The organism is Sphingomonas sp. S1-29 (assembly GCF_026167545.1).
Lineage (GTDB): Bacteria > Pseudomonadota > Alphaproteobacteria > Sphingomonadales > Sphingomonadaceae > Sphingomonas.
Map to the genome: position 1 here is coordinate 349,535 of NZ_CP110678.1, position 26,322 is coordinate 375,856.

The 26,322-nt window shown below is 66.2% G+C and carries 22 protein-coding genes and 1 other RNA gene; 16 read left to right on the forward strand and 7 right to left on the reverse strand.

What is annotated here, in order from left to right:
• Position 1 precedes the first annotated feature (1 nt).
• Positions 2 to 1,522: a tryptophan halogenase family protein gene (locus tag OKW76_RS01625; protein WP_265550541.1), complete on the reverse strand. Its 1,521-nt coding sequence runs from the start codon at positions 1,520 to 1,522 to the stop codon at positions 2 to 4.
• A gap of 364 nt (positions 1,523 to 1,886) precedes the next feature.
• Between OKW76_RS01625 and OKW76_RS01630 the strand changes: the two genes are divergently transcribed.
• From OKW76_RS01630 to OKW76_RS01645, 4 genes are all read left to right on the forward strand, one after another.
• On the forward strand, positions 1,887 to 5,222 hold the full coding sequence (locus OKW76_RS01630) for a TonB-dependent receptor (RefSeq protein ID WP_265550543.1): 3,336 nt from the start codon (positions 1,887 to 1,889) through the stop codon (positions 5,220 to 5,222).
• Positions 5,223 to 5,651: 429 nt separating this feature from the next.
• Entirely contained in the window at positions 5,652 to 8,921 is a 3,270-nt protein-coding gene (locus tag OKW76_RS01635; RefSeq protein ID WP_265552703.1) for a PAS domain S-box protein, read from the forward strand.
• The gene (rsgA, locus tag OKW76_RS01640) at positions 8,918 to 9,901 is read left to right on the forward strand and encodes a ribosome small subunit-dependent GTPase A (RefSeq protein WP_265550544.1); all 984 of its coding nucleotides are present in this window, start codon (positions 8,918 to 8,920) and stop codon (positions 9,899 to 9,901) included. Before OKW76_RS01635 ends, rsgA begins: the two co-directional genes overlap by 4 nt.
• Positions 9,902 to 9,991: 90 nt before the next feature.
• Positions 9,992 to 11,305, forward strand: a complete 1,314-nt coding sequence (locus OKW76_RS01645; protein ID WP_265550546.1) for an NAD(P)/FAD-dependent oxidoreductase — start codon at positions 9,992 to 9,994, stop codon at positions 11,303 to 11,305.
• Positions 11,306 to 11,327: 22 nt separating this feature from the next.
• Here OKW76_RS01645 and OKW76_RS01650 read toward each other — a convergent pair whose 3' ends face one another.
• The 3 genes from OKW76_RS01650 to OKW76_RS01660 form a co-directional block, all read right to left on the reverse strand.
• A complete protein-coding gene (locus tag OKW76_RS01650) occupies positions 11,328 to 12,050 on the reverse strand; it encodes a Crp/Fnr family transcriptional regulator (protein WP_265550548.1) in 723 nt (240 codons plus the stop codon).
• Between the two features lie 172 nt (positions 12,051 to 12,222).
• Positions 12,223 to 12,516: a cupin domain-containing protein gene (locus tag OKW76_RS01655; protein WP_265550550.1), complete on the reverse strand. Its 294-nt coding sequence runs from the start codon at positions 12,514 to 12,516 to the stop codon at positions 12,223 to 12,225.
• 16 nt (positions 12,517 to 12,532) lie between these two features.
• Complete coding sequence (locus OKW76_RS01660) at positions 12,533 to 13,594, reverse strand: SDR family oxidoreductase (RefSeq protein ID WP_265550552.1); 1,062 nt, start codon at positions 13,592 to 13,594, stop codon at positions 12,533 to 12,535.
• Between the two features lie 164 nt (positions 13,595 to 13,758).
• Here OKW76_RS01660 and OKW76_RS01665 point away from each other — a divergent pair, with 164 nt between their 5' ends.
• The 3 genes from OKW76_RS01665 to OKW76_RS01675 all read left to right on the forward strand — a co-directional run bounded on the left by OKW76_RS01665 (position 13,759) and on the right by OKW76_RS01675 (position 16,077).
• A complete protein-coding gene (locus tag OKW76_RS01665) occupies positions 13,759 to 15,420 on the forward strand; it encodes a DNA polymerase III subunit gamma/tau (protein WP_265550555.1) in 1,662 nt (553 codons plus the stop codon).
• Positions 15,417 to 15,740 (forward strand): YbaB/EbfC family nucleoid-associated protein, encoded by a 324-nt coding sequence (locus OKW76_RS01670; protein ID WP_265550557.1) that lies wholly within the window; start codon positions 15,417 to 15,419, stop codon positions 15,738 to 15,740. Before OKW76_RS01665 ends, OKW76_RS01670 begins: the two co-directional genes overlap by 4 nt.
• Before the next feature lie 85 nt (positions 15,741 to 15,825).
• Positions 15,826 to 16,077 carry a hypothetical protein gene (locus OKW76_RS01675; RefSeq protein WP_256507499.1) on the forward strand — a complete coding sequence of 84 codons (252 nt, stop codon included), beginning with the start codon at positions 15,826 to 15,828 and terminating at the stop codon, positions 16,075 to 16,077.
• A gap of 45 nt (positions 16,078 to 16,122) precedes the next feature.
• Here OKW76_RS01675 and mtgA read toward each other — a convergent pair whose 3' ends face one another.
• The 3 genes from mtgA to OKW76_RS01690 form a co-directional block, all read right to left on the reverse strand.
• Complete coding sequence (gene mtgA, locus OKW76_RS01680; RefSeq protein WP_265550559.1) at positions 16,123 to 16,788, reverse strand: monofunctional biosynthetic peptidoglycan transglycosylase; 666 nt, start codon at positions 16,786 to 16,788, stop codon at positions 16,123 to 16,125.
• A gap of 114 nt (positions 16,789 to 16,902) precedes the next feature.
• Entirely contained in the window at positions 16,903 to 17,808 is a 906-nt protein-coding gene (rpoH, locus tag OKW76_RS01685; RefSeq protein WP_256507497.1) for an RNA polymerase sigma factor RpoH, read from the reverse strand.
• Between the two features lie 65 nt (positions 17,809 to 17,873).
• A complete protein-coding gene (locus OKW76_RS01690) occupies positions 17,874 to 18,824 on the reverse strand; it encodes an RluA family pseudouridine synthase (protein ID WP_265550565.1) in 951 nt (316 codons plus the stop codon).
• A 17-nt stretch (positions 18,825 to 18,841) separates the two neighbouring features.
• Here OKW76_RS01690 and OKW76_RS01695 point away from each other — a divergent pair, with 17 nt between their 5' ends.
• The 9 genes from OKW76_RS01695 (at position 18,842) to rnpB (ending at position 26,271) form a co-directional block, all read left to right on the forward strand.
• A complete protein-coding gene (locus OKW76_RS01695; protein ID WP_265550567.1) occupies positions 18,842 to 19,270 on the forward strand; it encodes a M67 family metallopeptidase in 429 nt (142 codons plus the stop codon).
• Positions 19,271 to 19,312: 42 nt separating this feature from the next.
• Positions 19,313 to 19,957, forward strand: a complete 645-nt coding sequence (locus OKW76_RS01700) for a histidine phosphotransferase family protein (protein ID WP_265550569.1) — start codon at positions 19,313 to 19,315, stop codon at positions 19,955 to 19,957.
• 58 nt (positions 19,958 to 20,015) lie between these two features.
• Complete coding sequence (locus OKW76_RS01705; protein WP_265550572.1) at positions 20,016 to 22,340, forward strand: chemotaxis protein CheA; 2,325 nt, start codon at positions 20,016 to 20,018, stop codon at positions 22,338 to 22,340.
• Positions 22,337 to 22,759: a chemotaxis protein CheW gene (locus OKW76_RS01710; RefSeq protein ID WP_265550574.1), complete on the forward strand. Its 423-nt coding sequence runs from the start codon at positions 22,337 to 22,339 to the stop codon at positions 22,757 to 22,759. The genes OKW76_RS01705 and OKW76_RS01710 overlap by 4 nt, the downstream gene beginning before the upstream one ends.
• Positions 22,760 to 22,837: 78 nt before the next feature.
• Positions 22,838 to 23,203, forward strand: coding sequence for a response regulator (locus OKW76_RS01715; protein WP_265552705.1), 366 nt, complete (start codon positions 22,838 to 22,840; stop codon positions 23,201 to 23,203).
• Between the two features lie 4 nt (positions 23,204 to 23,207).
• A complete protein-coding gene (gene cheB / locus OKW76_RS01720) occupies positions 23,208 to 24,266 on the forward strand; it encodes a chemotaxis-specific protein-glutamate methyltransferase CheB (protein ID WP_265550577.1) in 1,059 nt (352 codons plus the stop codon).
• Positions 24,263 to 25,135 carry a protein-glutamate O-methyltransferase CheR gene (locus OKW76_RS01725; protein ID WP_322740108.1) on the forward strand — a complete coding sequence of 291 codons (873 nt, stop codon included), beginning with the start codon at positions 24,263 to 24,265 and terminating at the stop codon, positions 25,133 to 25,135. The genes cheB and OKW76_RS01725 overlap by 4 nt, the downstream gene beginning before the upstream one ends.
• Before the next feature lie 56 nt (positions 25,136 to 25,191).
• Positions 25,192 to 25,881 carry an N-acetylmuramoyl-L-alanine amidase gene (locus OKW76_RS01730; protein WP_265550579.1) on the forward strand — a complete coding sequence of 230 codons (690 nt, stop codon included), beginning with the start codon at positions 25,192 to 25,194 and terminating at the stop codon, positions 25,879 to 25,881.
• A 12-nt stretch (positions 25,882 to 25,893) separates the two neighbouring features.
• An RNA gene (gene rnpB, locus OKW76_RS01735) (RNase P RNA component class A) lies at positions 25,894 to 26,271 on the forward strand.
• Positions 26,272 to 26,322: the final 51 nt, after the last annotated feature.

The following is a 26,322-nucleotide window of genomic DNA, read 5'->3' on the forward strand; positions in this document are numbered from 1 at the left end:
CCTACGCCGCGGGCGCACGCTGCGCCAGGCTACCCGCCGCAGCCGAGCGACGGATATAATCGGCGTGGTCGGGGGTGCCGCGTACCGCCGCCGCCACCTCTTGGCGGATCGCGCTTGCGCGCGCGGCCAACGCGTTGTCGCCCATCGAGCGCGCGCGCGGATCATAACCCGTCGGCATCAGATTTTGCCCCAGCATCACCGCCACCCAGCTCGGCGGCAGGAACAGCCCGAATTCATAGGGCACGACATACGCGCGCGTCTGCCACGCATCGATTTTCTCGCGCAGGCTGTCGGGCAGCGTGAGCGCGCGAAAATGGCGCCACATCTCGCTATCGTCGCGCTGCGTCGCGACATAGTGCAGCAGCAGGAAATCGCGCACGCGCTCGTAATGCAGGCTCATGCGGCGATTATATTCGATGACGTCGGACGCATCGAAGCCGCGGTCGGGGAACAGCGCCAGCAATTCGGTGATGCCGTCCTGGATCAGATGGATCGAGGTCGATTCGAGCGGTTCGAGAAACCCGCCCGCCAGCCCGATCGCGATGACATTGGCCTTCCAGAAATCGCGCCGCCGCCCGGTCGTGAAGCGCAGCTGGCGTGGGTCGGCCTGCATCGGCGCGTCGAGATTCTCGACCAGCTGGCGGGTCGCGTCGTCGTCGCTGATGAAGCTGCTGCAATAGACATGGCCGTTCCCCACGCGATGCTGCAGCGGGATTCGCCACTGCCACCCCGCGGTGCGCGCGGTCGCACGCGTGTAGGGGCCAAGCGGCCCGGCGCTGGCGGTCGGCACGGCGACCGCGCGGTTGCACGGCAGCCAGTGGCTCCAATCGTCATAGCCCGACGCCAGCGCCCCTTCGATCAGCAGACCGCGGAACCCCGAACAATCGACGAACAGGTCGGCGCTGACCTCGCGGCCGTCGGCCAGCGTCACGCTGCGAACCTGCCCGCTCTCGCCGTCGAGCGCGGTATCGACGATCTTGCCTTCGAGGCGCGTGACGCCATTGGCCTCGGCATAGCGGCGCAGGAACGCGGCATAGAGCGACGCATCGAACTGATAGGCATAGCCAAAGGTCGATTCGATGCGGTCATGCTCGGCGGCCGGATGGCGAAACCGGTTCTGCTCGGCGGCGACGATCGGAAACGAATATTCGTCGAGCCGCGAGGTGTCGCCCAGGCTCTTGAGCCGCAACCAGTGATGGTAGAAGGGCACGCCGTTCACCGCGGGGCCGTAATCGCCGAACGGGTGGATATAGCGGTCGCCGAGCTTGCCCCAATCGCGAAACTCGATGCCCAGCTTGAAGGTGGCTTCGGTCGCGCGCATCAGGTCGCGCTCGTCGATGCCGAGCGTCTTGTTGAAGGCACGGATATGCGGAAGCGTCGCTTCGCCGACCCCGACGGTGCCGATTTCGGACGATTCGATCAGCGTGACCGCGATCGACAGCCCGTTGAGCTTGTTCGCCAACGCCGCCGCGGTCATCCAGCCCGCCGTCCCACCGCCGACGATGCATACGCGCCGAATCATAGGTTCACGCATGATCACAGGTCGGTGCAGGCGCAGGGGCGGCCATCGATAAAATCTCCTCCGGACCCGCGCTGTGCCGTTCGAGACGACGGCCGCTATGCGCTGACGCGATCCTATTATCCGCAGCGCCCGCATTGACGCAGGCCTCCAAATCCAGTCGACAAAAGCGGACGGCTTGGGTGATGTCAATCGGACCGATTGGTCCGCGTTGTCCATCTTGCTTGGATGTTAAGTCTGAGTTATCCGAGTCGTCGCCCGACGAGAAATCGCGAGCGCCAGCGTGCAAAGCGCGGCGTTAAAAACGATCCGGAACGGGCGGGGAAATCGGGGCCGGACGATCGGTCTTATTAAGAGGGGGTGCACTGTGAAGAAGAATGCGATTCCGAATCTTTCGTGGTCGGCCAAGCGCTTGCTCTTGGCAACGTCGGCGCTGACCTTGGCGCTATATCCTTCGGTAGCATCGGCACAGACGGCAGGCACCGATCCCGAAGGCGAGCAGCAGACCGAAGCGCCCGCTGAGGAAGAACGCGAAATCATCGTCACCGGTATTCGCGGCGCGCTCGAATCGGCCAAAGAGATCAAGCGCAACGCATCAACCTTCGTCGATTCGCTGTCGGCTTCGGACATCGCGACGCTTCCCGATCTTTCGGTTGCCGAAGCGCTCGGTCGCATTCCCGGCGTCACCATCTCGCGCTTCCCCACCGGCGGCGCCAGCCCCGACTTTCCTTCGCCCGAGGGGCGCGGTAACCTCGTTCGCGGCTTGAGCTTCGTCCGGTCCGAGTTCAACGGTCGCGACGCGTTCAGCGCCAATGGCGGCCGCTCGCTCGACTTTTCGAGCATTCCGCCCGAACTGATCGGCGGCGTCGACGTCTACAAGAACCAGAGCGCCGACCTGATCGAAGGCGGCATCGGCGGCACGATCAACCTGCGCACGCTCGAACCCTTCGACCGTCCCGGCGGGCTGCTGGTGGTGGCGGGCGACGTCACCTACTCGGACCTCCGCAAGGAATGGTCGCCGCAGATCAGCGTCACCGGCGGCAATCGCTGGTCGACCCCGATCGGCGATGTCGGCTTCGTCGCTTCCTATTCGCGCTCGAAGCTCGATTCACGGATCAACGGCTGGCAGCAAAACGCGCCGATGCCACGCGTGCTCGATGCCAACGGGAATGTACCCGAGTCGTTGCTCACTGGCGCGAACAAGCTCAGCGAATTCGACGGCGTCGATGCTTCGAACATCGTCGGCATCACGCCCGGCTTCCAGCTGCGGACCAACGACGTCGATCGTGACCGCGAAAGCTATTATTTCGCGGGTCAGTGGAAGAACGACCGGCTGCAGTTGACCGCGAAATATATCCGCGCCGAAAATACCATCGACAGCATCGAGCGCACCTTCGAATGGTTCCCCGAGCACGACACCGGCACGCGCGCCGGCGTCCGCGATCTCGTTCTCGACACCGGCTGGGGTTCGGCCGGCACCGCGATGTGCAGCGGCCCCGGCGGCTTCCCGAACAATCCCGGTGACTGCGAAACGCTCATTCCCATTGGCGGTGGCCTGATGAAGTCGGGTTTCGTCACCAGCCGGATCGATGACTATACCGGCGCGATCGGTTCGCCGGTGGGTTCGCTCGGAATCGGCAAGATCGAGGAAGCGACCACCGAAGATTACAGCCTCAACCTGAAATGGGATGCCTCCGATCGCCTTAAGGTGACCCTCGATGGTCAATATACCAAGGCGAGTGCGCGTCAGCGGCAAATCTGGGGCGGGATGAACACCTATCTGGATTGGCAGATCCAGCACGATCTCGACAACCCGCAGATCCAGTTCTTCGTCAATCCGGCAACCGGCTTCAACGGCAATCAGACCCGCTTTACCGGCGACAATGATGATCCGTCGACGCCTGGTGTTGTCGAGGGCGTTCGCATTCCGCAGGCGACCAGCACGGGCGACCTCAATGGCTCGACCTGGCAGTTCGTTGCCGATCAGTTCCAGGAAGGCACCGGCGAATTGTACGCACTCCGGGCCGACTTTGATTACGACGTTTCGGGCGGCGACGGACTGGCCAGCTGGTTCGACAGCGTGAAGTTCGGTGCGCGCTATTCGGAGCGCAGCCAGGTAAACTCCGAAATGGCGCTCAACTGGGGCTCGATGGCACCGGCATGGGACGGCCGTGGCGGGTTCGCCGTGGCGGGCACGATGCAGGATCCTGCCGCAGGCTTCGAGGCGGTTCCGTTCGGCGATTTCTTCCGCGGCGGCGTCGTCAACGGCTCGAACAACGAGTTCGTGTTCGTGAACGAGAACCTGTTGTCGAGCTATGAAAATTTCCGCAACTACATCGCTGGCGAGCCGCAACTTGGAAACAACTATGGCTGGGTTCCGCGCGGCGAAACCGATGGCTCGCGGTTCGGTCGCGCGACGTTCCGGCCCGAAGATACATCGGACATCGATGAAAAGACCTGGAACGCCTATGCCCGCATCGATTTCAAGCAGGAATTCGACAACGGCATGTCGCTCGACGGCAATTTTGGCGTCCGATACGTCAAGACCACGCTGACTTCGAACGGTTTCCAGGCGTTCCGCCCGTTTGTCGCCGATATCCAAACGCTACCGGTCACCAATGGCGTGCGTACGCGGACGGATGATGCGGAAAGTCGCGACGACATCGCCGATTTTGCGCCTGAAGCAGTAGCCTATGCCGCACAGGCCGCAGTCCCCACCAGCATCAATCAAAGTGATGAGCGCTGGCTGCCGTCGTTCAACCTGAAGTGGAACCTGAACCGCGAAATGCTGCTGCGCTTTGCCTACAGCAAGGGCCTCAGCCGTCCGAACGTCCAGGATCTGCGCTCGTCGCAGGAATATGTCGTCACCACCAACCGGCTGAGTTTCGACCCGCTCCCCGAAACCGATCCGCTCTTCGGGATCGATCGTGGTGCGCAGAACATCAGCGTCGGCGAAATCCGCGTCAGCCGCGGCAACCCGTTCCTGAAACCGACGACTGCCGATAGCTTTGACGCGTCCTATGAATGGTATTTTCCGGGCGGGTATCTGTCGGTCTCGGGGTTCTACAAAGATCTCTCGAACATCATCACCAATGGCGATCTGCCGCTCGGCAGCACGACGCTCGACGGGCAGCAGGTGAATATCATCTACAACGGCCCGGTTAACCAGGCCACGGCGACGATCAAGGGCGTCGAAATCGGCTATCAGCAGTTCTTCGACTTCCTGCCGGGCGTATTGAAGAATTTCGGCGTCCAGGCGAACTACACCTACATCGACGCATCGACCACGCCTCCAGCCAACGGCGTCGATGCCGATGGCGATGGCAATCCCGATGACTTGACGACGGTGTTCCGCTTTGGCGTCGACGATCTGCTCGGCCAGTCGAAGCACATCGCCAACGCCGTCGCGATCTACCAGAACAAGGTGGTCGAGGCGCGACTGGCGTATAACTGGCGCTCGGAATATCTGACCACCTATCGCGATTACGTCACCGGCAACCCGATCTATAACTCGGCTGCCGGCTTCCTCGACGCGTCGCTGAAGTTCAACATCGGCCAGTTCCAGATCCGCGGGTCGATCGCGAACATCCTCGATACGAAGAGCAAGGCGCGCTCCTACATCGACGAGAGCGGGCAGCTGTATGACCGCTTCAGCTTCCTCAACGACCGCCGGATCGTGCTCGGCGCGCTGTGGCGGATGTAATCGAGATCGGCAGACGCCAACCTTAAACGGGCCGTTCGGCGGGTGGCGATAGCTGACCTATCGCCACCCGCCAAAGGCTGACACTCCAGAACAACCCCCGTCGCCTCCGCGACGGGGGTTGTTCCCATTTGCGCCCCGGCTCCCGCGCCGGCGCTCCCCGCCGCCGCATCGCTGTCCTACACGCATCGGCTTGGCTATTCCCGGCAGATGGCCACGCCTCTCCCACGCTCACCGGCATCGTGTTGCGATCGCGGGGAAGGGGGCATTTTACGGGGGACGTAGTGTAGCTTTTGTAGCCTTCCGAGCCGCCGGCGTCGTCCGACTCAGCGCATCGACGGGGCGTTGACGTCGCTTTCCTCGACGCCATCGTTGATTGTCGAGCGTTGATCGCGCAATCCCGAGGCTGGAGGTCGATAGCGCGTGAACGATATGAATGGGCAATCCTTCCAGGCGCCCGAATTCCTCCTCGGCGGCGGCGAGACCGGCGGGCTGATCGCCGCGCATGATTGGTCGGGCACGTCGCTCGGCCCGATCGGGCAATGGCCGCAAAGCTTGCGGACGACGCTCGGCTTCGTGCTGCGGTCGCCGGTGCCGATGGTGATGATGTGGGGCATCGAAGGTGTGATGCTCTACAACGACGCCTTTTCGGTGTTCGCCGGCGGGCGGCATCCGGCGCAGCTCGGCAACCCGGTGCGCGAGGCGTGGCCCGAGGTCGCCGACTTCAACGACAATGTGATCAAGGTCGTGCTCGCCGGCGGGACGCTCGCCTATAAGGACCAGGAGCTGACTCTGTACCGCGACGGGGTCGCCGAACAGGTCTGGATGAACCTCGATTATTCGCCGGTACTCGACGCGCTCGACCGCCCGGCCGGCGTACTGGCGATCGTGATCGAAACCACCGAACGCGTCGCCGCCGAACGCGCGCTGCGCGACGAGCGCGATCGCACCCGCGACGTGCTCGACAATATGGGCGATGCCTTTGCGCTGCTCGACAAGGATTTCCGCATCGTCGAGATGAACGCGGCCGCCTGGCGCCTCGAAGCGCGGCCGCGCGAGCAGGTGCTCGGCAAGACGCATTGGGAGGCGCACCCCGACGCCGCGCCCGAACTCGGCGAACTATACCGGCGGGCGGTGACTTCGGGCCAGCCGGTCGAGCTCGAACATCGCTACGTCTGGCCCGACGGGCGCGAATCCTGGATCGACATGCGCGCCTACCCGGTGGGCGAGGGGCTGGCGGTCTTCTATCGCGACATTTCGGATCGCAAGCACGACGAAGCCGCGCTGGCCGAAAGCGAAACGCGCTTCCGCAACATGGCCGATCAGGCACCGGTGATGATGTGGGTCACCGATCCGAGCGGCGCTTGCACCTACCTCAATCGGCGCTGGTACGAGTTCACCGGCCAGAAGACGGGCACCGGTGAGGGCTATGGTTGGCTCGACGCGATCCATGACGACGATCGGCCGCTCGCCGAACAGGCGTTCGTAACCGCCAATGCCAAGCAAGAGGATTACCGCGTCGAGTTCCGCATCCGGCGCGCCGATGGCGTCTATCGCTGGGCGATCGACGCCGCCGCCGCGCGCTTCGGCGCCGATGGCGAATATCACGGCTATGTCGGCTCGGTGATCGATATCGACGAGCGGCGCGAGGCCGAGGCGGCGCTCCAGGCGTCGACCGCGCGCGCGCAGAAACTCGCCGCCGAACAGGTCGCGATCCTGGGGCAGCTCGCCGAGGGGGTGATCGTCACCGATCGCGACGGCAATATCACCTTCGTCAACGATGCCGCCAGCCGGATTCACGGTGTCGGGCGGCTCGATGTCGCCCCCGACGCCTATAGCAGCGCCTATCATTTGCTCACGCTCGATCGCGAACCTTATCCCACCGCGCAGTTGCCATTGGTTCGCGCGGTGCAGGGCGAGACCGTGGCCGAGGCACGCTGGCGTATCCAGCGGCCCGACGGTTCCGAAGTCCTCGCCGTCGGCAGCGCCTGCCCGGTGCGCGACGAGAATGGCGAGACGCTCGGCGCGGTGCTGACCCTGCGCGACGACACCGAGCGCGCCGAGGCCGAACGGCAGCTGCGCGAGAACGAGGCGCGGCTGCGTGCCTTGACCGATAACCTGCCCTCGGGAATGGTCTATCAGCTGGCGACGGCCAATGATGGCACGGAGCGACGGTTTCTGTACGTCTCGCAAAGCCACGAAAAACTGACCGGCATCGCCGCCGACGCGGTGCTCGCCGATCCGACTATACCGTATAGCTTGATCCTTCCCGAGGACCGCCCGGCCTTGCTGGCGGCGGAGGCCGCGGCGACGGCGGCACGCAAGCCGTTCGACGTCCAGGTGCGGTTCCGCCGCGCCGACGGGATGGTCCGCTGGTCGCGGATCATCTCGGCGCCGCGCGACCAGATCGACGGTTCGGTCGTCTGGGACGGCATCCAGGTCGACATCACCGACCAGAAGCGCGCCGAAACGCTGCTCGTCGAGATGAACGACGAACTCGAACGCCGCGTCGCCGAACGCACCCGCGAGCTTGAGGAGGCACAAGAGGCGCTGCGCCAGGCGCAGAAGATGGAGGCCGTTGGGCAGCTCACCGGCGGGATCGCGCACGACTTCAACAACCTGCTCACCGGGGTGATCGGCTCGCTCGACATGATGCAGCGCCGGATGGCCAAGGGCGAGACCGACAAGATCGAGCGCTATGCGACCACCGCGATGACCGCGGCCAATCGCGCCGCGGCGCTCACCCACCGGCTGCTCGCCTTCTCGCGCCGCCAGCCGCTCGATCCCAAGCCGGTCAACGCCAATCGGCTGGTGAGCGGCATGGAGGAGCTGCTCCGGCGGACGATCGGCGAAAACGTCCGGCTCGAGATCGTGACCGCGGGCGGGCTGTGGCAGACGTTGTGCGATCCCAACCAGCTCGAAAGCGCGATCCTCAATCTCGCGATCAACGCGCGCGATGCGATGCCCGATGGCGGCGAGCTGACGATCGAGACCTGCAACGCGCATCTCGACAACGCCTATGCTGCGCAGCATCGCGAGGTCGCGCCCGGCCAATATGTCTGCATCAGCGTTACCGATTCGGGCACCGGAATGACCAAGGAGATCATCGACAAGGCGTTCGAACCCTTTTTCACGACCAAGCCGATCGGGCAGGGCACCGGGCTGGGGCTGTCGATGATCTACGGCTTCACCCGCCAGTCCGAAGGCTATGCGCGGATCTATTCGGAGGTCGGCCAGGGAACGACGATCAAGCTGTATCTGCCGCGCTATCTGGGCGAGGCCGAGGAGCCGCAGGATAGCCACCGCGAGCTCACCGACTCGCATCGCGCCGAAGACGGCGAAGTGGTGCTGGTGGTCGAGGACGAGACCGCGGTGCGCGATCTGGTGGTCGATGTGCTCGAGGAGCTCGGCTATCGCGCGATCGAGGCGGTCGATGGCCCGGCGGGGCTCAAGCTGCTGCAGTCCGATATCCGGCTCGACCTGCTGGTCACCGACATCGGCCTGCCCGGGCTCAACGGCCGCCAGCTTGCCGACGCCGCGCGCGAGCATCGGCCCGACCTCAAGATCCTGTTCATGACCGGCTATGCCGAGAATGCGACGATCGCCAACGGCTTCCTCGACCCCGGCATGGAGATGATCACCAAGCCCTTCGCGATCGAGGCGCTGGTGACGCGGATTCGTGATATGATCGAAGACCGATGACGCTGGAAGAACTCGGCTGGAACGCGCATTTCAGCAATCAGCTTTCGGCCGACGAGGCCGAGGAGTGCCATCCCGTCCGGGTGATGTCGGTGCATCGCGGGCAGATCGCGGTGGCGGGGGTGGCGTCGCAGCGCTTCGTTACCCCCTATATCGCCGGCGCCAGCGCGGCCGATGATCACCCCACCGTGGGCGACTGGCTGTTGATCGACAATCGCTCGCTCCAGCCGATCCGCGTGCTGGCGCGGCTGAACCTGTTCAAGCGCCGCTCGCCGGGCGACCCGCGCAAGGAACAGATGATCGCCGCCAATGTCGACACGGTGTTCATCGTGGCGTCGTGCAACCAGGATTTCAGCGTCCCCCGCCTCGAACGCTATCTGGTGCTGGCGCGCGAGGTCGGGGTGAACGCGGTGGTGGTGCTCACCAAGATCGACCTGACCGACACGCCCGAGGCATTCGCCGAGGCGGCGCGCGCGATCGAGCCGGGGCTGCGCGTCGAGACCGTCGATGCCCGCGATCACGCCAGCGTCGCGCGGCTGGCGGCGTGGTGCGGCCGCGGCAAGACCGTCGCGTTGCTGGGGTCGTCGGGGGTCGGCAAATCGACGCTGGTCAACACGCTGCGCGCGTCGGACAGCATCGCGACACAGGCGGTGCGCGCGCATGACGGCACCGGTCGCCACACGACCACGGTGCGGACGATGCATCGGCTCGATCATGGCGGGTGGCTGCTCGACCTGCCGGGCATGCGTGAACTACAACTGGCTGAGGCGGCGACGGGGATCGCCGAGATTTTCGACGATTTCGCGTTGGCGGCGCAGGATTGCCGCTTTTCGGACTGTTCGCATCGAAGCGAACCCGGCTGCGCGGTCCGCGCCGCGATCGCCTCGGGTGCGTTGACCCAGGCGCGATACGATCGCTGGACGCAGCTGTCCGCCGAAGAGGCCGGCACCGCATCGCTGCGAACGAGACGCCGCCCGCGCTAATTGCCGGGCGGTGATCGCTGGCTTGAGTTCGGCTGGCTTTTGCTGGCAAGATGTCGGCGCGCCGGGATCGTGCGCCGGGGGGGGCGTGGGGTGACGCAACGAAAGACCCAGATCGTGGTGGTCGGCGGCGGCGCCGGGGGGCTCGAGCTCGTCCGCAAGCTCGGCGCGCGCTATGGCCGCAAGCGCCACGACATCATCCTGATCGACCGTAACCTCACCCATATCTGGAAGCCGTTGCTCCACGAAGTCGCGGCAGGCTCGCTCGACGCCAATCTCGACGAGGTCGGCTATGGCGGGCATGCGGTGCGCTGGGGCTATCGCTTCTTCAACGGCACCATCGAGAGCATCGATCGCGCCGCGCGCACCATCACCACCGCGCCGCTGATCGACGAACGCGGTGACGAGATCATCGGCCGCCACAGCATCCGCTACGACTATCTGGTGCTGGCGATCGGCGGCATCTCGAACGACTTCGGCGTGCCCGGGGTACGCGAACACGCGATGTTCCTCGAGGATCGCCCGCAGGCCGACCGCTTCCGCCAGAAGCTGCTCAACGCTTGCCTGCGCACCAACCACGCGCACCAGACCGGCGATGCGCAGGCGAGGGTGCGGGTCAGCATCGTCGGCGGCGGCGCCACCGGGGTCGAACTCGCCGCCGAACTCTACAACGCCGCCAAGGCGCTGCGCCATTACGGGCTCGAGGTGTTCGACGAGACCAAGCTCGAGGTGTCGCTGATCGAGGCGGGGCCGCGGATACTGCCCGCGCTCGACGAAGCGCTGGCGGCGACCGCCAAGCTCGAACTCGAACGGCTGGGCGTGCGCGTGCTCGATAGCACCCAGGTTACCGCGCTCGAGGACCGGCGGGTGCGGATCGGCGACGGCACCAGCATCGACGCCGACCTGATCGTCTGGGCGGCGGGGGTGAAGGGCGCCGAGGAGATCAAGACGATGAGCGATCTCGAACTCACCCGCGGCAACCAGATCGTCGTTCGCCCGACGCTGCAATCCAAGGCCGACGATCGAATCTATGCGCTGGGCGATTGCGCCTCGTGCCTGCTGCCGGGTCGCGAGCGCCCGATCCCGCCGCGCGCGCAATCGGCGCACCAGATGGCGAGCCTGGTCTTTACCAATCTGGTCCGCGCGCAGGAGGGCAAGCCGCTGCGCGATTTCGTGTATCAGGACCATGGCTCGCTGGTGTCGCTCAGCCGCTTCTCGACCGTCGGGAGCCTGATGGGCAATCTCATCGGCGGGCGGATGTTCGTCCAGGGCTGGATCGCGCGGACGGTATATACCTCGCTCTACCGGATGCACCTGATCGCGATCCACGGCTGGTGGCGCGGCACCGGACTGATCTTGATCGGCCACGTCAACCAGATCGTCCGCCCCAAGCTCAAGCTGCATTAGCGGACGGAAAGGCCGCGGCCGATCAGTCGAGCCTTACATGCTCGGGATGGAGATACGCCGGATTGAAGTCCGACAGCCGCTTGAGCCGCTCGATATCGCAGATCGTCAGTTGCTCGCGCTCGAAGACGATCAGCTTGTCCTGCCGCAGCTTCTGGATGACCCGGTTGACGTGGACCGGCGTCAGCCCGAGCGAGTCGGCGATCTCAACCTGCGTCAGCGGCATCAGGAACTGGTCGCCCGCGACCAGCCCGACATTGTTCATCCGCTCGTACATTTCGCACATCAGATGCGCGGTACGCTTGAACGCGTCGCGGCGGCCGAGGTTGACGATCCAGGCGCGCAGCACCCCCTCGTCGACCAATGTCGCCCACCACAGCGCCTGCGCGAGTTCGGGTTGCTGACGGATCAGCTCGTGCAGCTTGTGGAGCGGGATATACGCGATCTTCGCCGGGCCGAGCGTCGCGATGCTATGATCCATCTGCTGCAGCACCATGGTGTGCAGGTCGCAAAAGTCGCCCGGGATCAGAAACGCGGTGATCTGTCGCGAACCGTCGGCCAGGTTATTATAACGGATCGCCCAACCCTCGAGGATCAGGTGCAGCCGGTTGGGTTTATCGCCCTCACGCAGAATATCGTAATTGGGCGGCATGACGCGCGCATGGTCGCACAGGCCCCGCAGCACGTTCCGCTGATCTTCGGTGAGATCGGCAACATTTTCCAATTTGGCGACTAGCGGGTTGTCCATTGGAACGAACCTTTTCGTGCATTGGGTAAAGCCGGAGACAGTCGCGCAACATCTTATTCTCAGCATTGCCTAGATTGCCCGTTGCGCCAAGGCCCGGTCCGAATGCGGGCGAATGTCACCATCGATGTTGGCGGTCAGGCGTCACTCGGCGTTTGAGGAGCGCGGGCCGCATTCACCCGTCCTGATCCAACAAATGCACCGCCAACCACGTCGTGGGCTCGTCGAGCGCGGTGAAGGTCACCCAATGGCGGGCGCCGCCGGGGATCAGCATATGCTCGCCCGGCGAAAGCGATCGCTCGGGCTCGCCCTCCACCAGCAGCCGGGCGGCACCGCGCAGCAGCATCACCCATTCGTCGTGCGGCTGTCGGTAGGGGCAGTCGGGCGGGGTGACGTGACCGTGCGAGACGATCCGTTCGATCAGCACCCCGCGCCGCTGCAGCAGCGCCTCGAACGTCTCGTTGCTCATGCTGGCGCTCGCCTGGTCAGGAGATCAGCCGATCGGCGCGCAGTTGCTCGAACAACGCGAAGAACGAATCGTCGGTGGGGCGATAGCCGGTGAAGCCCAGCCGGCGGCTCTTCGACATGTCGGTCACCACTTCGATCGGTCGGCCAAGATCGGCGTCGGTGTGCCAGGGTGAAGCGAGGCGGTCGAGCGCCGGCTCGGCGAGTCCCTCGCGCTCGGCGAGCGCACGCCATACGCCTTCATCGCCCGCCATCTGCTTGGCGAGTGGCTGCACGCTGCCGTCGAACGGTGCCGGCTCGATCTCGAACCATTCGGCGATCCGGCCCCACATCCATTGCCAGCGAAACACGTCGCCGTTGACGATGTTGAACGCCTCGTTCTCCGCCGCCGGGGTGGTCGCCGCCCACAGCAGATGCTCGGCGAGCTGCCGCGCATCGGTCATGTCGGTGAGCCCTTCCCATTGCGCCGCCGATCCGGGGAAGCGGAACGGGCGACCGGTCTCGCGGCACAAGGTGGCGTACACCGCCAGCGTGGTGCCCATGTTCATCGCATTGCCCACCGCCTTGCCGATCACCGTATGCGGGCGATGGACGCTCCAGCTGAAGCCGTCGCGGGCCGCGGCGGCGAACACTTCGTCCTCCTGCGCGTAATAGAAATTCTCGATGTCGAGCCGTCCCTGCACTTCGCGGAACGGCGTCTGCGGCAGCGCGCCTTTGCCATAGGCCTCGAATGGCCCCAGATAATGTTTCAGGCCGGTCACCAGCGCGACATGGCGCGCGCTGCCCGCGGGGCGCAGCGAGTCGAGCAGGTTGCGCACCATCAGCGAATTGACGCGAATATTTTCGGCCTCGCTGTCCTGCCGCAGCCAGGTGGTGATGAACACCGCATCGGGACGAAGCGTGGCGAGCGCGGCGGCGGTGCCCTCGGCATCGAGCAGATCGGCGGCCACCGGCTGGACGCCGGCCTGCTCAGTGGGGCGGCGCGCCAGGCCGTGGACGGTCCAGCCCTTTTCGACCAGCAACGCCGCGGTCGCGCTGCCGACGATCCCGCTCGCGCCCACTACCAATGCCGTTTTTGCCATATGCTTGTTTCCTAACGGTTCGTTGAGTGACAGCTAGGGAGCGCAGGAGGCGACCGCCAGTCGCAGGCGTCACCCCACCCCTGGCGCGTCCTTGGCTCGCAGTAGCAAGCCGATTGCCGTCGATCCCTTCGACACTGGCGTTCGGCTGGGCTAGAACCCGCGGCATGTCCGATCTTTCCTTCGATCTCGGCGAGCCAGCGCCGCCGCCCAAGCCCGAGGCGTACCGGGTGCTGGCGCGCAAATACCGGCCGCAGACCTTTGCCGAACTGATCGGCCAGGACGCGATGGTGACGACGCTGGGCAACGCGATTCGCCGCGACCGGCTGGCGCATGCCTTCCTGCTCACCGGGGTACGCGGCGTTGGCAAGACGTCGACCGCGCGGCTGATCGCCAAGGCGCTCAACTGCATCGGGCCCGACGGGCAGGGCGGGCCGACGATCGATCCGTGCGGGGTGTGCGATCCGTGCACCGCGATCGCCGAGGGGCGGCATATCGACGTGATCGAGATGGACGCCGCGAGCCATACCGGCGTCGACGATGTGCGCGAGATCATCGAGGCGTCGCGCTATTCGGCGGTGTCGGCGCGCTACAAGATCTATATCGTCGACGAAGTCCATATGCTGTCGAAAAACGCCTTCAACGCGCTGTTGAAGACGCTCGAGGAGCCGCCCGCGCATGTGAAGTTCCTGTTCGCTACCACCGAGGTGAACAAGGTGCCGATCACCGTGCTGTCGCGCTGCCAGCGCTTCGACCTGCGGCGGATCGGTTCGGACAAGCTGGCGGCGCATTTCGCGCATGTCGTCGCCGCCGAAGGATTCGAGGCCGAGCCCGAGGCGCTGGCGCTGATCGCGCGCGCCGCCGAAGGATCGGCGCGCGACGGGTTGTCGATCCTCGACCAGGCGATCGCGCATGCCGGGCTCGAGGGCGGGGGCGTGCGCGCCGATGTCGTGCGCGACATGCTGGGCCTGTCGGATCGCGGTGCAGTGCGCGCGATGTTCGCGCTGTTGCTTGGCGGCGATTCGGCGGGATCGCTGGCGGCGCTGCGGAAGCAATATGATCTGGGCGTCGACCCCTTGTCGGTGTTGCGGACGCTGCTCGAGACGGTGCATGGCGTGACGCTCGCTAAGGTGGGGACCGAGCCCGATCCGTCGCAGCCGGTCGAGGAGCGCGAGGCGCTCGCCGACTGGGCGTCGCGGCTGTCGTTCCCGATCCTCCACCGGCTGTGGCAGCTGCTGCTCAAGGGGCATGACGAGGTCGCGCGCGCGGCGATGCCGATCGAAGCGTGCGAGATGGCGCTGCTGCGCGTGATCCATGCGTCGCAACTGCCCGACCCCGGCGACCTCGCGCGCCAGCTTTCCGACGGCAAGACGCCGGCGATCCAGGCCCCGCCCCAGCAGCCGCAACCCGCTGCGGCGGAGCCCGTGGCGGCACCGTCGCCAGCCTCCACCGCGCCGGCGCTGCCCGACACGGTCAAGGCGATCCGCGACCTGCTCGCCCGGCATGGCCGCCACGCGCTGGGCGAAGCGGTGCGCAACCATGCGCGCCCGACCCGGATCGAACCGCCCGAGATCGAGCTCGGCACGCAGCGGCCGATCCCTTCGGAATTCGCGCGCGACCTGGCCGACGAACTCAAGCGGATCACTGGCGCCCGTTGGCGCGTTACCACCAGCGACGCCGCCGGTCAGGCTTCGATGCGCGAAGCCGAAGAAGCGGCCGAGGCCGCGAAGGAAGCAGAAGTACGCAATTCCCCCGTCGTCGCAGCTGCACTTGCCGCCTTTCCCGGCGCAAGGCTGCTCGGCGTAACCCCCGATCGGAGTGTAGGATGAAAAACCTAGAAGACATCATGGCCATGGCGCAGAACGTCCAGGCCGAATTGGAAAAGGCGCAGGCGAGCCTCGATACGATCGAGGTCGAAGGCGTCTCGGGCGGCGGCCTGGTCAAGGTCCGCGCGAGCGCCAAGGGCCGGATCATCAGCGTCGATATCGATGAATCGCTGCTCGCGCCGTCAGAGAAGGGCATCGTCGAGGATCTCGTCGCCGCCGCGCTCAACGACGCGCGCGCGCGCGCCGATGCCGCTTCGTCGGCCGAAATGTCGAAGCTCACGGCGGGGATGCCGCTGCCGCCGGGGTTCAAGCTGCCGTTCTGAGCGCCGAAGCTGAACGTTACACAACGGGAACAATATCGCCGATCGCGACGTTTAGCCCGCCAGTAACAACAGAGGAAAGCGTATCATGATCGAGGAACGGACCACCGAAACCAACGCGCCGCATACCACCACCGTGATCGAACGGCGCAGTGGTGGCGGTGGCAGCACGATCCTGATCGGCCTGGCATTGCTGATCGCCGTGGTCGTCGGCGCCTATTTCCTGATGAACCAGAGCCGTAACGACGCGATCAAGACCGATGCGATCACCGGCGCTGCCGATGCCGTATCGGACGGCGCGACCGCGGTCGGCGACGCTGCCAAGAAGACCGTCGAGTAACGACGCCTTACTGGCCCGCGCCCGGGTGAACCGGGCGCGGGCCGTTTAGCGAAGGCAGCTATCGAGCCCTTCGCGCCGCACCACCCCGATCCTCGACTGGATCGAGCGCGCATAGCGCCTTGTAAAACCCGTCGGCGATACCCCCGCACGCTTCTTTGGCAGCGGCAATACCGCGGCGATCTGCGCCGCTTCGCGCTCCGAGAGCGTTCCCGCACCATGTTTGAAATAGCGCCGCGCGCCCTGTTCGACGCCATAGGTGCCGATCCCGGTCTCGGCGACGTTCAGATAGACTTCCATGATCCGGCGCTTGTCCCAGGCAGTTTCGATCAGCAGCGTGAACCACGCCTCCAGGCCCTTGCGAAAATAGCCGCCGCCCTGCCACAGGAAGACGTTCTTGGCGGTCTGCTGGCTGATCGTCGATCCGCCGCGGATACGCCCGCCCTTCGCATTGCGCACCACCGCCGCACCGATCGCCTGATAATCGAATCCGCTATGCGTGCAGAAGCGCGAATCCTCGCCGCCGATCGCCGCGCGCACCATGTCGGGATCGATCGCCGATAGCGGCTTCCAGGTCTTGGTGACGCTGCGGCCGGCGAAGACGTCGCCGAGCATCGTCAGCGTGAAGGGCGGGGGGACGAAACGGAACACCAGCACCAGCAACAGCGACAGCAGCACGAACGCCACCACCAGCTTGACCAACCACCCCACCATCCGCCCGCCTACCGATCGCCGTGAACGCGAAACGCCGGCCGAAGGGTGGACCCTTCGACCGGCGCTACGCTGTTTGCTGTTGCTGCCCGTAACCATGGGGCAGGAACTGCCCGATCAGCCGAACGCTAGCAACCGCTTCTCGCCCGCTAGGCGCATCATGCCCTTTTGCAGCTTCTCGAACGCACGAACCTCGATCTGGCGGACCCGCTCGCGCGAGACGCCATAGACCTGGCTCAGTTCCTCGAGCGTCTTGGGGTCGTCGGTCAGCCGGCGCTCGGTGAGAATATGCTTCTCGCGATCGTTGAGATCGTCCATCGCCTCGACCAGCATCGTGTGACGGACATCGGCCTCCTGCGCATCGGCGACCCGCTCGTCCTGCAAGGGCTGGTCGTCGGCGAGCCAATCCTGCCACTGGCTTTCCGAATCCTCGCGCATCGGCACGTTGAGCGAGGTGTCGCCGCCCATCGCCATGCGGCGGTTCATGCTCGTCACTTCGTCCTGCGTGACGCCCAGATCCTTGGCGATCTTTGCCAGATCATCGGGGCGCAGGTCGCCATCCTCGAACGCGTCGAGCTTGGCCTTCATTCGCCGAAGGTTGAAGAACAGCTTCTTCTGCGCCGCGGTGGTGCCCATCTTCACCAGGCTCCACGACCGCAGGATATATTCCTGGATCGACGCACGAATCCACCACATCGCATAGGTGGCAAGGCGGAAGCCGCGATCGGGCTCGAACTTCTTCACGCCCTGCATCAGGCCGATATTGCCCTCCGAGATCAGCTCGGAGACGGGCAGGCCATAGCCGCGATAGCCCATCGCGATCTTGGCCACGAGCCGCAGATGCGAGGTGACGAGCTGCGCCGCGGCCTCGGGATCCTGATGTTCCTGGAAGCGTTTCGCGAGCATATATTCACGCTCGGGCGCCAGGATCGGGAATTTCTTGATCTCGGAGAGATAGCGGTTGAGGCTGGCCTCGCCGCCCAGGGCGGGGACCGTTGCGGGCACGTTGCTGCCGATTGCCATGACCAAATCTCCCTTGATTGGGCAATATCGCTGCGCGGAGATGCGCGGGCAATATCACCATAAGTCTATACGAGAAGCGTAGTGAACAGTTCCTGCATGTCGCCCGGCATTTCGCTATCGAACGCCAAAGCGATGCTTGTCACGGGGTGAATGAACCCCAGCCGCGCGGCATGCAACGCCTGTCGCCGGAAACCCATGGTTTCCAGCATCTGACGGTGCACCGCCTTGCTCCTGCCATAGACTGGGTCGCCAAGCAGTCCGTGGCCGATCGAGGTCATGTGGACGCGTACCTGATGCGTCCGCCCGGTCTCTAACCGGCATTCGACGAGCGATGCGCCGCGCAGTTCCTTGATCAGGCGATAATGGGTGACGGCGCGCTTACCATTTGGGGTGATCGCCATCATTTTGCGATTGGCCGACGAGCGCCCCAGCGGTGCGTCGACGGTGCCCATCAGCATGGTCGGGCGGCCAGCGACGATCGCGCGATAGCGCCGATCGATGCTGTGCGCCTTGAACTGGCGTGCCAGCCCTTCATGCGCACGATCGGACTTGGCGGCGACCATCAGCCCCGATGTGTCCTTGTCGATGCGGTGGACGATCCCCGGCCGCGCGACGCCGCCGATCCCCGAAAGCTGGCCGGCGCAATGATGCAGCAGCGCGTTGACCAGGGTACCGTCGGGATTGCCCGCGGCGGGATGCACCACCAGCCCCGCGGGCTTGTCGATGACGATCAGATGCTCGTCCTCATACACCACCACCAGCGACAGGTCCTGCGGCTGGGCTTCGGCGGCGACGGGTTCGGGAATGACGATCGTGAAGCGCGTGCCGGCAACCGCCTTGCGCGAGGGGTCGTTGGCGGGAAGCCCGGCGTCATCGACGACCTGCCCCCCGGATACCAGCGCCTTCAACCGCTCGCGCGACATCGTCGGCACGGCAAGCGCGAGCGCACGGTCGAGCCGCCAGCCATGGGCTGTATCGGCAATCAGCGCTTCTATGGTGGAAACCCCCCGGTTCATCGTCCTATTATAGATTGGTGCAGCGCATCGACATTGCAAGTTCGGCTCTTAGCTTCATCGGCGCCGCGGCGACCCGCGACCCGAGCGTCGAGGCGTGCGGCCTGGTGCTCGGCATCGGGGCGATCCTGCGCGCGACCGAGGCGCGCAACGTCGCGGCCGACCCGGCGCGCACCTTCGAGATCGATCCCGCGGCGTTGTTCGCCGCTCTGCGCGCCCAGCGGGCAGGGGGCGAGCGGGTGATCGGCTATTGGCATTCGCACCCGAGCGGCGATGCCAACCCTTCGGCGACCGATGCCGCTATGGCGACGCCCGACGGTCGCATCTGGATCATCGCCGCCAAAACCGAAATATCGGCGTGGCAGGCGGTCGCGCGCGGTACGGTCCATGGTCGTTTCGATGCCGTCGAACTCGTCGTGATCGACGACCAACGCTTGCTTGCGACTTGACCGCGCGTGCGCCACAAGGCGCCAACCCCGTGGAGCGTAGCCTTGGATATTTCCCCGACCGAATTCGCGAGCCTTTTGTGTTCGCGGTTGTGCCATGATCTGTTGAGCCCCGTCGGCGCGCTCAACAACGGGCTTGAACTGCTTGCCGATGAAAACGACCCCGAGATGCGCGCGCGCTGCCTCGAACTGCTCGCCGAAAGCGCGCGGGCGTCGGCGAACAAGCTGAAATTCTTCCGCCTGGCCTTCGGCGCCGCGGGCGGCTTCGGCGAGACAATCGACACGCGCGAGGCGCATGCCGCGATCGAGGGATTGTTCGCCGACAATCAGCGGTTGACGATCGGCTGGATGGTCGATGCGCCGGTTTTGCCCAAGCATGCGGTGAAGGTGCTGATGAACCTCGCGCTGATCGGCGGCGACGCGCTGATCCGCGGTGGGCGGCTCGATATCGGCGCCGAAGCCACCGACGACCGCGTCGAAATCGTGGTGCGCGCCGATGGGACGCGGATCGTGCTCGACCCCGAATTGCGCAACGCGCTCGAAGGCGGCACCGCCGAGGACGGCGTCACGCCGCGATCGGCGGCCGCGCATCTGGTGCGATCGCTCGTCGATCAGGGCGATGGCGAGTTGCAGGTTTCGCCTGCCGACGCCGAAATCCTGTTGTTCGGTGCATCGTTTCGGACGCGCTAGGCTAACCTGCCCTTAACCGACAGGCGTCATTACCGGCTCCACGCGACTGCGGGGGCCCATGGACGATCTGCTGCAAGAATTCATTGCCGAGACCCGGGAGACGCTCGAGGCGCTGTCGGGAGAGGTCGTCGCGTGGGAGGCCGCGCCCGACGATCGCGCGCGGCTCGATTCGATTTTCCGCTTCGTCCACACGGTGAAGGGAAGCTGCGGCTTCCTCGATCTGCCGCGCCTGCAACGGCTGAGCCACGCCGCCGAGGACGTGTTGTCGCAGGTGCGCGACGGCGACCGCCGGCCCGATCGCGCGCTGGTGAACGCGGTGCTGGCGATCATCGATCGGATCGGCGAGATCGTCGAGGCGATCGATGCCGGCGTCGCGCTCGACGATAGCGGCGAAGACCATCTGATCGCCGCGCTCGACGAGGGCGCGGGCGAAGTCGCGGTCGCGGAGACCGCGATCGCCCCGCGCGCGCCGGCGCGTAGCGTTCGCCTGAGCGTCGACCTGCTCGATCGGATGATGGGCGGCATGTCCGACATGGTGCTCGCGCGCAACGAGCTGGCGCGGCGGATGCGCGAAGGCGATCTCGATCCTTCGGTCGAAGCCGCGCTCGAGCGCATGTCGGCGACGGTCACCGAATTGCGCGACACCGTCACGCGCACGCGGATGCAGAAGATCGACGGGCTGTTTTCGGCGCTGCCGCGGATGGTGCGCGATACCGCCGCCGGCGTCGGCAAGCTGGTGACGTTGTGCGTCGAGGGCGCCGATGTCGAACTCGATCGCGAGATGATCGAGGTGATGCGCGATCCGCTGGCGCATATCATCCGCAATGCGATCGACCACGGGATCGAGTCCCCGGCCGAGCGGCTGGCCGCGGGCAAGCGCGATCACGGCCGGCTGACGGTCAGCGCGCGCCAGGCTGGCAACCAGATCATCCTCGAGATCGCCGACGACGGCCGCGGTATCGATGTCGATCGCGTCATCGCCAAGCTGGTCGCGGCGGGGCGCAGCGAGCGCGAACTGCGCGCGCTGCCCGATCGCGCCAAGCTGGGGCTGATCTTCGAAGCGGGGATGACGACCAGGGACGAGGTATCGGCGGTGTCGGGCCGCGGCGTCGGGATGGACGTGGTGCGCGCCTGCGTCGAGCAGATCGGCGGGCGGATCGAGCTCGACAATGCGCCGGGTACCGGGCTTCGCATCGCGATCCATGTGCCGCTGACGCTGTCGATCATCGCCACCATCATCGTCGGCCTCGGCGAGCATCGCTTCGCGGTCCCGCGATCGGTGATCGAAGAGATCGTCGCCGAGCGCGGCAATGCGGTGCGGATCGATCGGATCGGCGGCAGCCAGGTGGCGCAGGTGCGCGACCGCTTACTGCCGGTGGTCGAGCTGCGCGATCTGCTCGGAATCGACGCTCCCACCGAGCGTGCTGCCACCGGCATGCTGCTGATCGTCGGCATCGGCACGTCGAGCTTCGCGCTCGCGGTCGACAGCGTGATCGATGCCGAGGAACTGGTCATCAAGCCCGCGGCGCCCGCGGTGATGGCGGCGGGGGTCTATGCCGGGCAGACGATGCCCGACAGCGGCCAGCCGATGCTGCTGCTCGATTGCGCCGGGATCGCCGATGTCGCCGGGCTTCGCTTCCAGCGCGAACAGCTGATCGAAGCGCCCGTGGATCCGGTCGAGCAGATACCGATGATGAAGGTGCTGCTGTTCATCGATCTCGACGGCATGCAGCGCGCGGTGGCGCTGTCGGTGGTCGATCGGATCGAACAGGTGGCGAGCGCCGCGGTCAGCATGGCGGCGGGGCGGTTGCGCCTGACGCTCGACAGCGGGCTGCTGTCGCTGGTGGCGCAAGGCCCGCTGCCCGAAGCGACGTCGTTCCCGGTGCTCCGCCTGAAGGACGACCGCACCGAAGTCGGCTATGCGATCCTCGAGGCCGCCGACATCGTCGAGATCCCGCAGGCATTCGCACCCGCCGCGACCAGCGGCGCGGTCGCGGGGGCCAGCCTGATCGACGGCGAGCCGGTCGAACTGCTCGACCCGTTCTGGCTGTTCGCGCAGCACGGCGACCTGCTGCCGACCGCCGAGCGCCCGCTGTTCCTGATCGAACCCGATGCGGCGGGATGGATGCCGAGCTTCCTGGCGCCGATCCTCAACAATGCCGGCTATCGCGTCGCGACCGAGGCGGGGAATGACGATCGGCCCGCTGCGGTGCTCCGGCTCGAAGGCGAGCCCGCGCCCGAAGCGGCGGCTGCCAGCGATTTGCCGGTGGTCCTGCTGCGCCACGAACGCAGCGGCGATTCGGGAATCTATCGCTACGACCGCGAAGGGTTGCTCGAAGCGCTGCGCGATTGCTCGCGCCGCGCGGGCGGAGCGCCGCGATGAACGACCTGTACCTGATCGCGCATGTCGCCGGCCGCACGGTGGCGATCGAATCGGCGTCGGTCGAATCGGTGGTCGATATCGGGCCGGTGACCCCCGTGCCGCGCGCCGCCGACACGGTGCGCGGGCTCGCGACCCTGCGCAGCCGCGTCGTGACGGTGATCGACACGCAGGCGGCTTTGGGGATCGAGCCCGATGGCGACATGGCGCGCCGCGCGATCGTCACCCAGGTCGAGGGGCATCATTACGCCTTCTTGGTTGATACGCTCGACGATGTCGCGCCGTTCGCGCTGCAGCCGCTTGCCGGTGCGGTCGCGCTCGAAGGCGCATGGGCGCATGCCGGCCGCGGGTTGATCGAGCGCGATGGCGAACCGGTGCTGGTCATCGACCTTGCCTGCCTGCTGCCCGTCGCCGCCGAATGAGCGCGATGTGCGATTAACGCTACGCTTACGATGGCTGTGGCAAGGCTTCCCCATGATCGCAACAGGATGCGCCCGCTCATGAAGACCTGCCTAGTCGTCGATGATTCGAAGGTGATCCGCAAGGTCGCGCGGCACATATTGGAGACGCTCGATTTCGACGTGCGCGAAGCCGCCGACGGACGCGAGGCGCTCGACGCCTGCCTGGCCGAGGCGCCCGACGTGGTGCTGCTCGACTGGAACATGCCGGTGATGAGCGGGATGGATTTCCTGCGCGCGCTCGGCGACAGCGGCATTTCGCCGCGCCCGAAGGTGGTGTTCTGCACCACCGAAAACGGCATGGCGTATATCCGCGCCGCGATCGAGGCGGGTGCCGACGAATATGTCATGAAGCCGTTCGATCGCGAGACGCTCGAAAGCAAGTTCCAGATCGTCGGCCTGGCATAACGCCGTGGCGACCGCCAATGCCCGGACCGAGTTCGACGTCGATCGCCGCGTATTGATCGTCGACGATTCGGCGGTCGCGCGCGCGGTGTTGCGGCGGGTGGTCGAGGCGACCCCGGGGCACCGCGTCGCGCGCGGCGTGGCCAATGCGTCGGCGGCATTGGACTATCTCAAATCGAATGTGGTCGAGGTCGTGCTGCTCGATATCGACATGCCGGGGATCGACGGGCTGGCGGCGCTGCCCGACATCCTGGCCGCGGGGCAGGGGGCGCACGTCATCGTCGTTTCTTCGGCCTGCGGCGAAGGCGCTGCCGCCACCATCGATGCGCTGGCGCTCGGCGCGTCGGATACGCTGGGCAAACCGGCATTGGGCAATTTCGCAGGGCTGTTCGTGCGCGGCTTGCGCGAACGGCTCGAACGCCTGGCGCTGGCCGAGCCGCAGGCGGTAGCGGTTCCGCCGAAGAAGCGGGCTGGGGTGGCGAGCCGCCCCGACGTCGCGGTGCTGGCGATCGGTGCCTCGACGGGCGGAATCCATGCGCTGAGCAAGCTGCTGCGCGCGCTGCCGGCCACTTTCCAGGCCCCCATCCTCATCACCCAGCATCTTCCGGTATCATTCATGCCGTATTTCGCGGCGCAGGTGGCGGTGCTCGCCAACCGGCCCTGCGGGGTGGCGACCGATCATTTGCGGCTTCGCAGCGGTGAAGTCGTGATCGCGCCGGGCGACGCGCATATCCGCTGCGTCGCGACCTCGGACGGGTTCGCGATCCGCCTGCTCGACAAGCCCGTCGCCAATGGCTGCATGCCCTCGGCCGATCCGATGTTCGCCAGCGTGGCGCAGCTTTGGGGCGCGCGCGCGATTGCGGTGGTGCTGAGCGGGATGGGCCGCGACGGCGCCGAGGGCGCGCAGGCGGTCGCCGCGGCGGGCGGCATGGTACTGGCGCAGGATCGCGCGACGTCGGTCGTGTGGGGGATGCCCGGCGCGGTCGCCGAGGCGGGAATCGCCGATGCGATACTCCCGCCCGAGGCGATCGGCGCGCTGGTCGGACGCCAGGGGCGGGGGCGTTGACCGCGGCGCCGCGGCCGATCGGGGTGTCGAACGGCGCGGTGAGCATATTGATCGGCCTGATGGAAACGCGCACCGGCCAGCGGATTGCCGCGAACCGCGCCTGGCGGGTCGAAAGCGCGCTGAAGCCGCTGCTTCGCGCGCGCGGGTTCGAATCGCTCGACCAGTTGGTCGCGGCGCTGGTCGGCGGCGAGGATCGCGGCCTGGCCGACGAGACCGTCGAGGCGCTGCTCAACCACGAAAGTTCGTTCTTCCGCGACCCTTCGGTCATCCAGCAGGTCGGCACGCTGATGCGCGACCAGCAATCCGCCCAGCAGGGACGCCGGCTGCGCATCTGGTCGGCGGGCTGTTCGACCGGGCAGGAGCCGCTGAGCCTGGCGATGCTGCTCGCCGAGCAGAACCCGCTGCGCGAATTTCCCGATATCGTGGCGACCGATGTCTCCGCGGCCGTCATCGCGCGCGCCAAAGCGGGGCGCTTCACCCAGTTCGAGATCCAGCGCGGGTTACCGGTGCGCAGCATGGTCCGCTGGTTCGAACCTGTGGGCAAGGATTGGGTCGCATCGCCCGATCTGCTCGCGCGGGTGCAGTTCCGCCGGCACAATCTGGCGCAGGATGCCGCGCCCCCCGGGCTGTTCGACCTGATCCTGTGCCGCAACGTCCTGCTGTACCTGTCGCCCGCGATACGCAGCGCGGTGCTGGCCAAGCTGGCGGCGGCGTTGCGTCCCGACGGCCGGCTGGTGCTGGGCGCCAGCGAGACCGTGATCGGCCGGACCGAGGCGCTGGTCCCCTGCCACGCCTATCGCGGCTTTTATCATCGCGCCGACAAGCTGGCGGCCGCCCCCGCGCCGGCTGCAATGGCCGCGATGCGCTGACGCCTTGCGTCGATGCGTATTCCGCCGCATCGATAGCGACCGCAGACGGGGGGCATATGGAATTCATCGAAGCACCGTCGCCCAATTTCGATGATCGCGCGGTCCCGGTGTCGCTGATCGTGCTGCATTATACCGGGATGGAGGATGCCGACGCCGCGCTGGCGCGGTTGCGCGACCCCGATGCCGGGGTTTCGGCGCATTACCTCGTCGCCGAGGATGGGACGATCCTTCGCCTGGTCGACGAGGCGCGCCGCGCCTGGCATGCGGGGCGCGCGCATTGGCGCGGGGTGCGCGACGTCAACAGCGCCTCGATCGGGATCGAGATCGTCAATCCGGGGCACCAGCTCGGCTATCGGCCGTTTCCCGAGCCGCAGATCGATGCGGTCATCCGGCTGGTCGCCGATATCAAGCAGCGCCATGCGATCACCCGCGGCAACGTCGTCGGCCATTCGGATATCGCCCCCGATCGCAAGGACGATCCGGGCGAATTGTTCCCCTGGGGGCGGTTGGCCCGGCTGCGGCTCGCGCTGCCGCGCCCGACCAAGAAGCTGATGGACCCCGAATGGGGCGATGCCGGCTTCCTGCTGGCGCTCGAGCGCTTCGGCTACGACGTCCGCGATCCGGTGAAGAGCGTCATCGCCTTTCAGCGGCGCTTCCGCCCCGAGATGATCGACGGGATCATCGACGCCGAATGCCGCATGATCCTGCTCGCGTTACTGCTTCCCAAACCGCAGGGCGATGATTAGGACGGCGATGTGCCAGAGGGTCGGGCGACCGCGGGCGGGCAACCGCGCGAGGAAAGTCCGGGCTCCACGAAACGACGGTGCCGGGTAACGCCCGGCGGGGGCGACCCTAGGGAAAGTGCCACAGAGAGCAGACGGCTAAGGCTTCGGCCCAGTCAGCGTGAAAGGGTGCGGTAAGAGCGCACCGCGCGCCTGGTAACAGGGGCGGCACGGCAAACCCCACCGGGAGCAAGACCGAATAGGGACGGCACATGCGCCTCGTTTCGGCGCGTCGTCCGGGTTGGTCGCTCGAGCGCGTCGGCAACGGCGCGCCTAGAGGAATGGTCGCCCATCCGCCCGCCGCGCAAGCGAACGGGCGGTGGACAGAACCCGGCTTACAGACCCTCTGGCATCACCGGCTCGAATACCCGCCCGGGCACTTCCATCTCGGCGATGTCGGTGTTC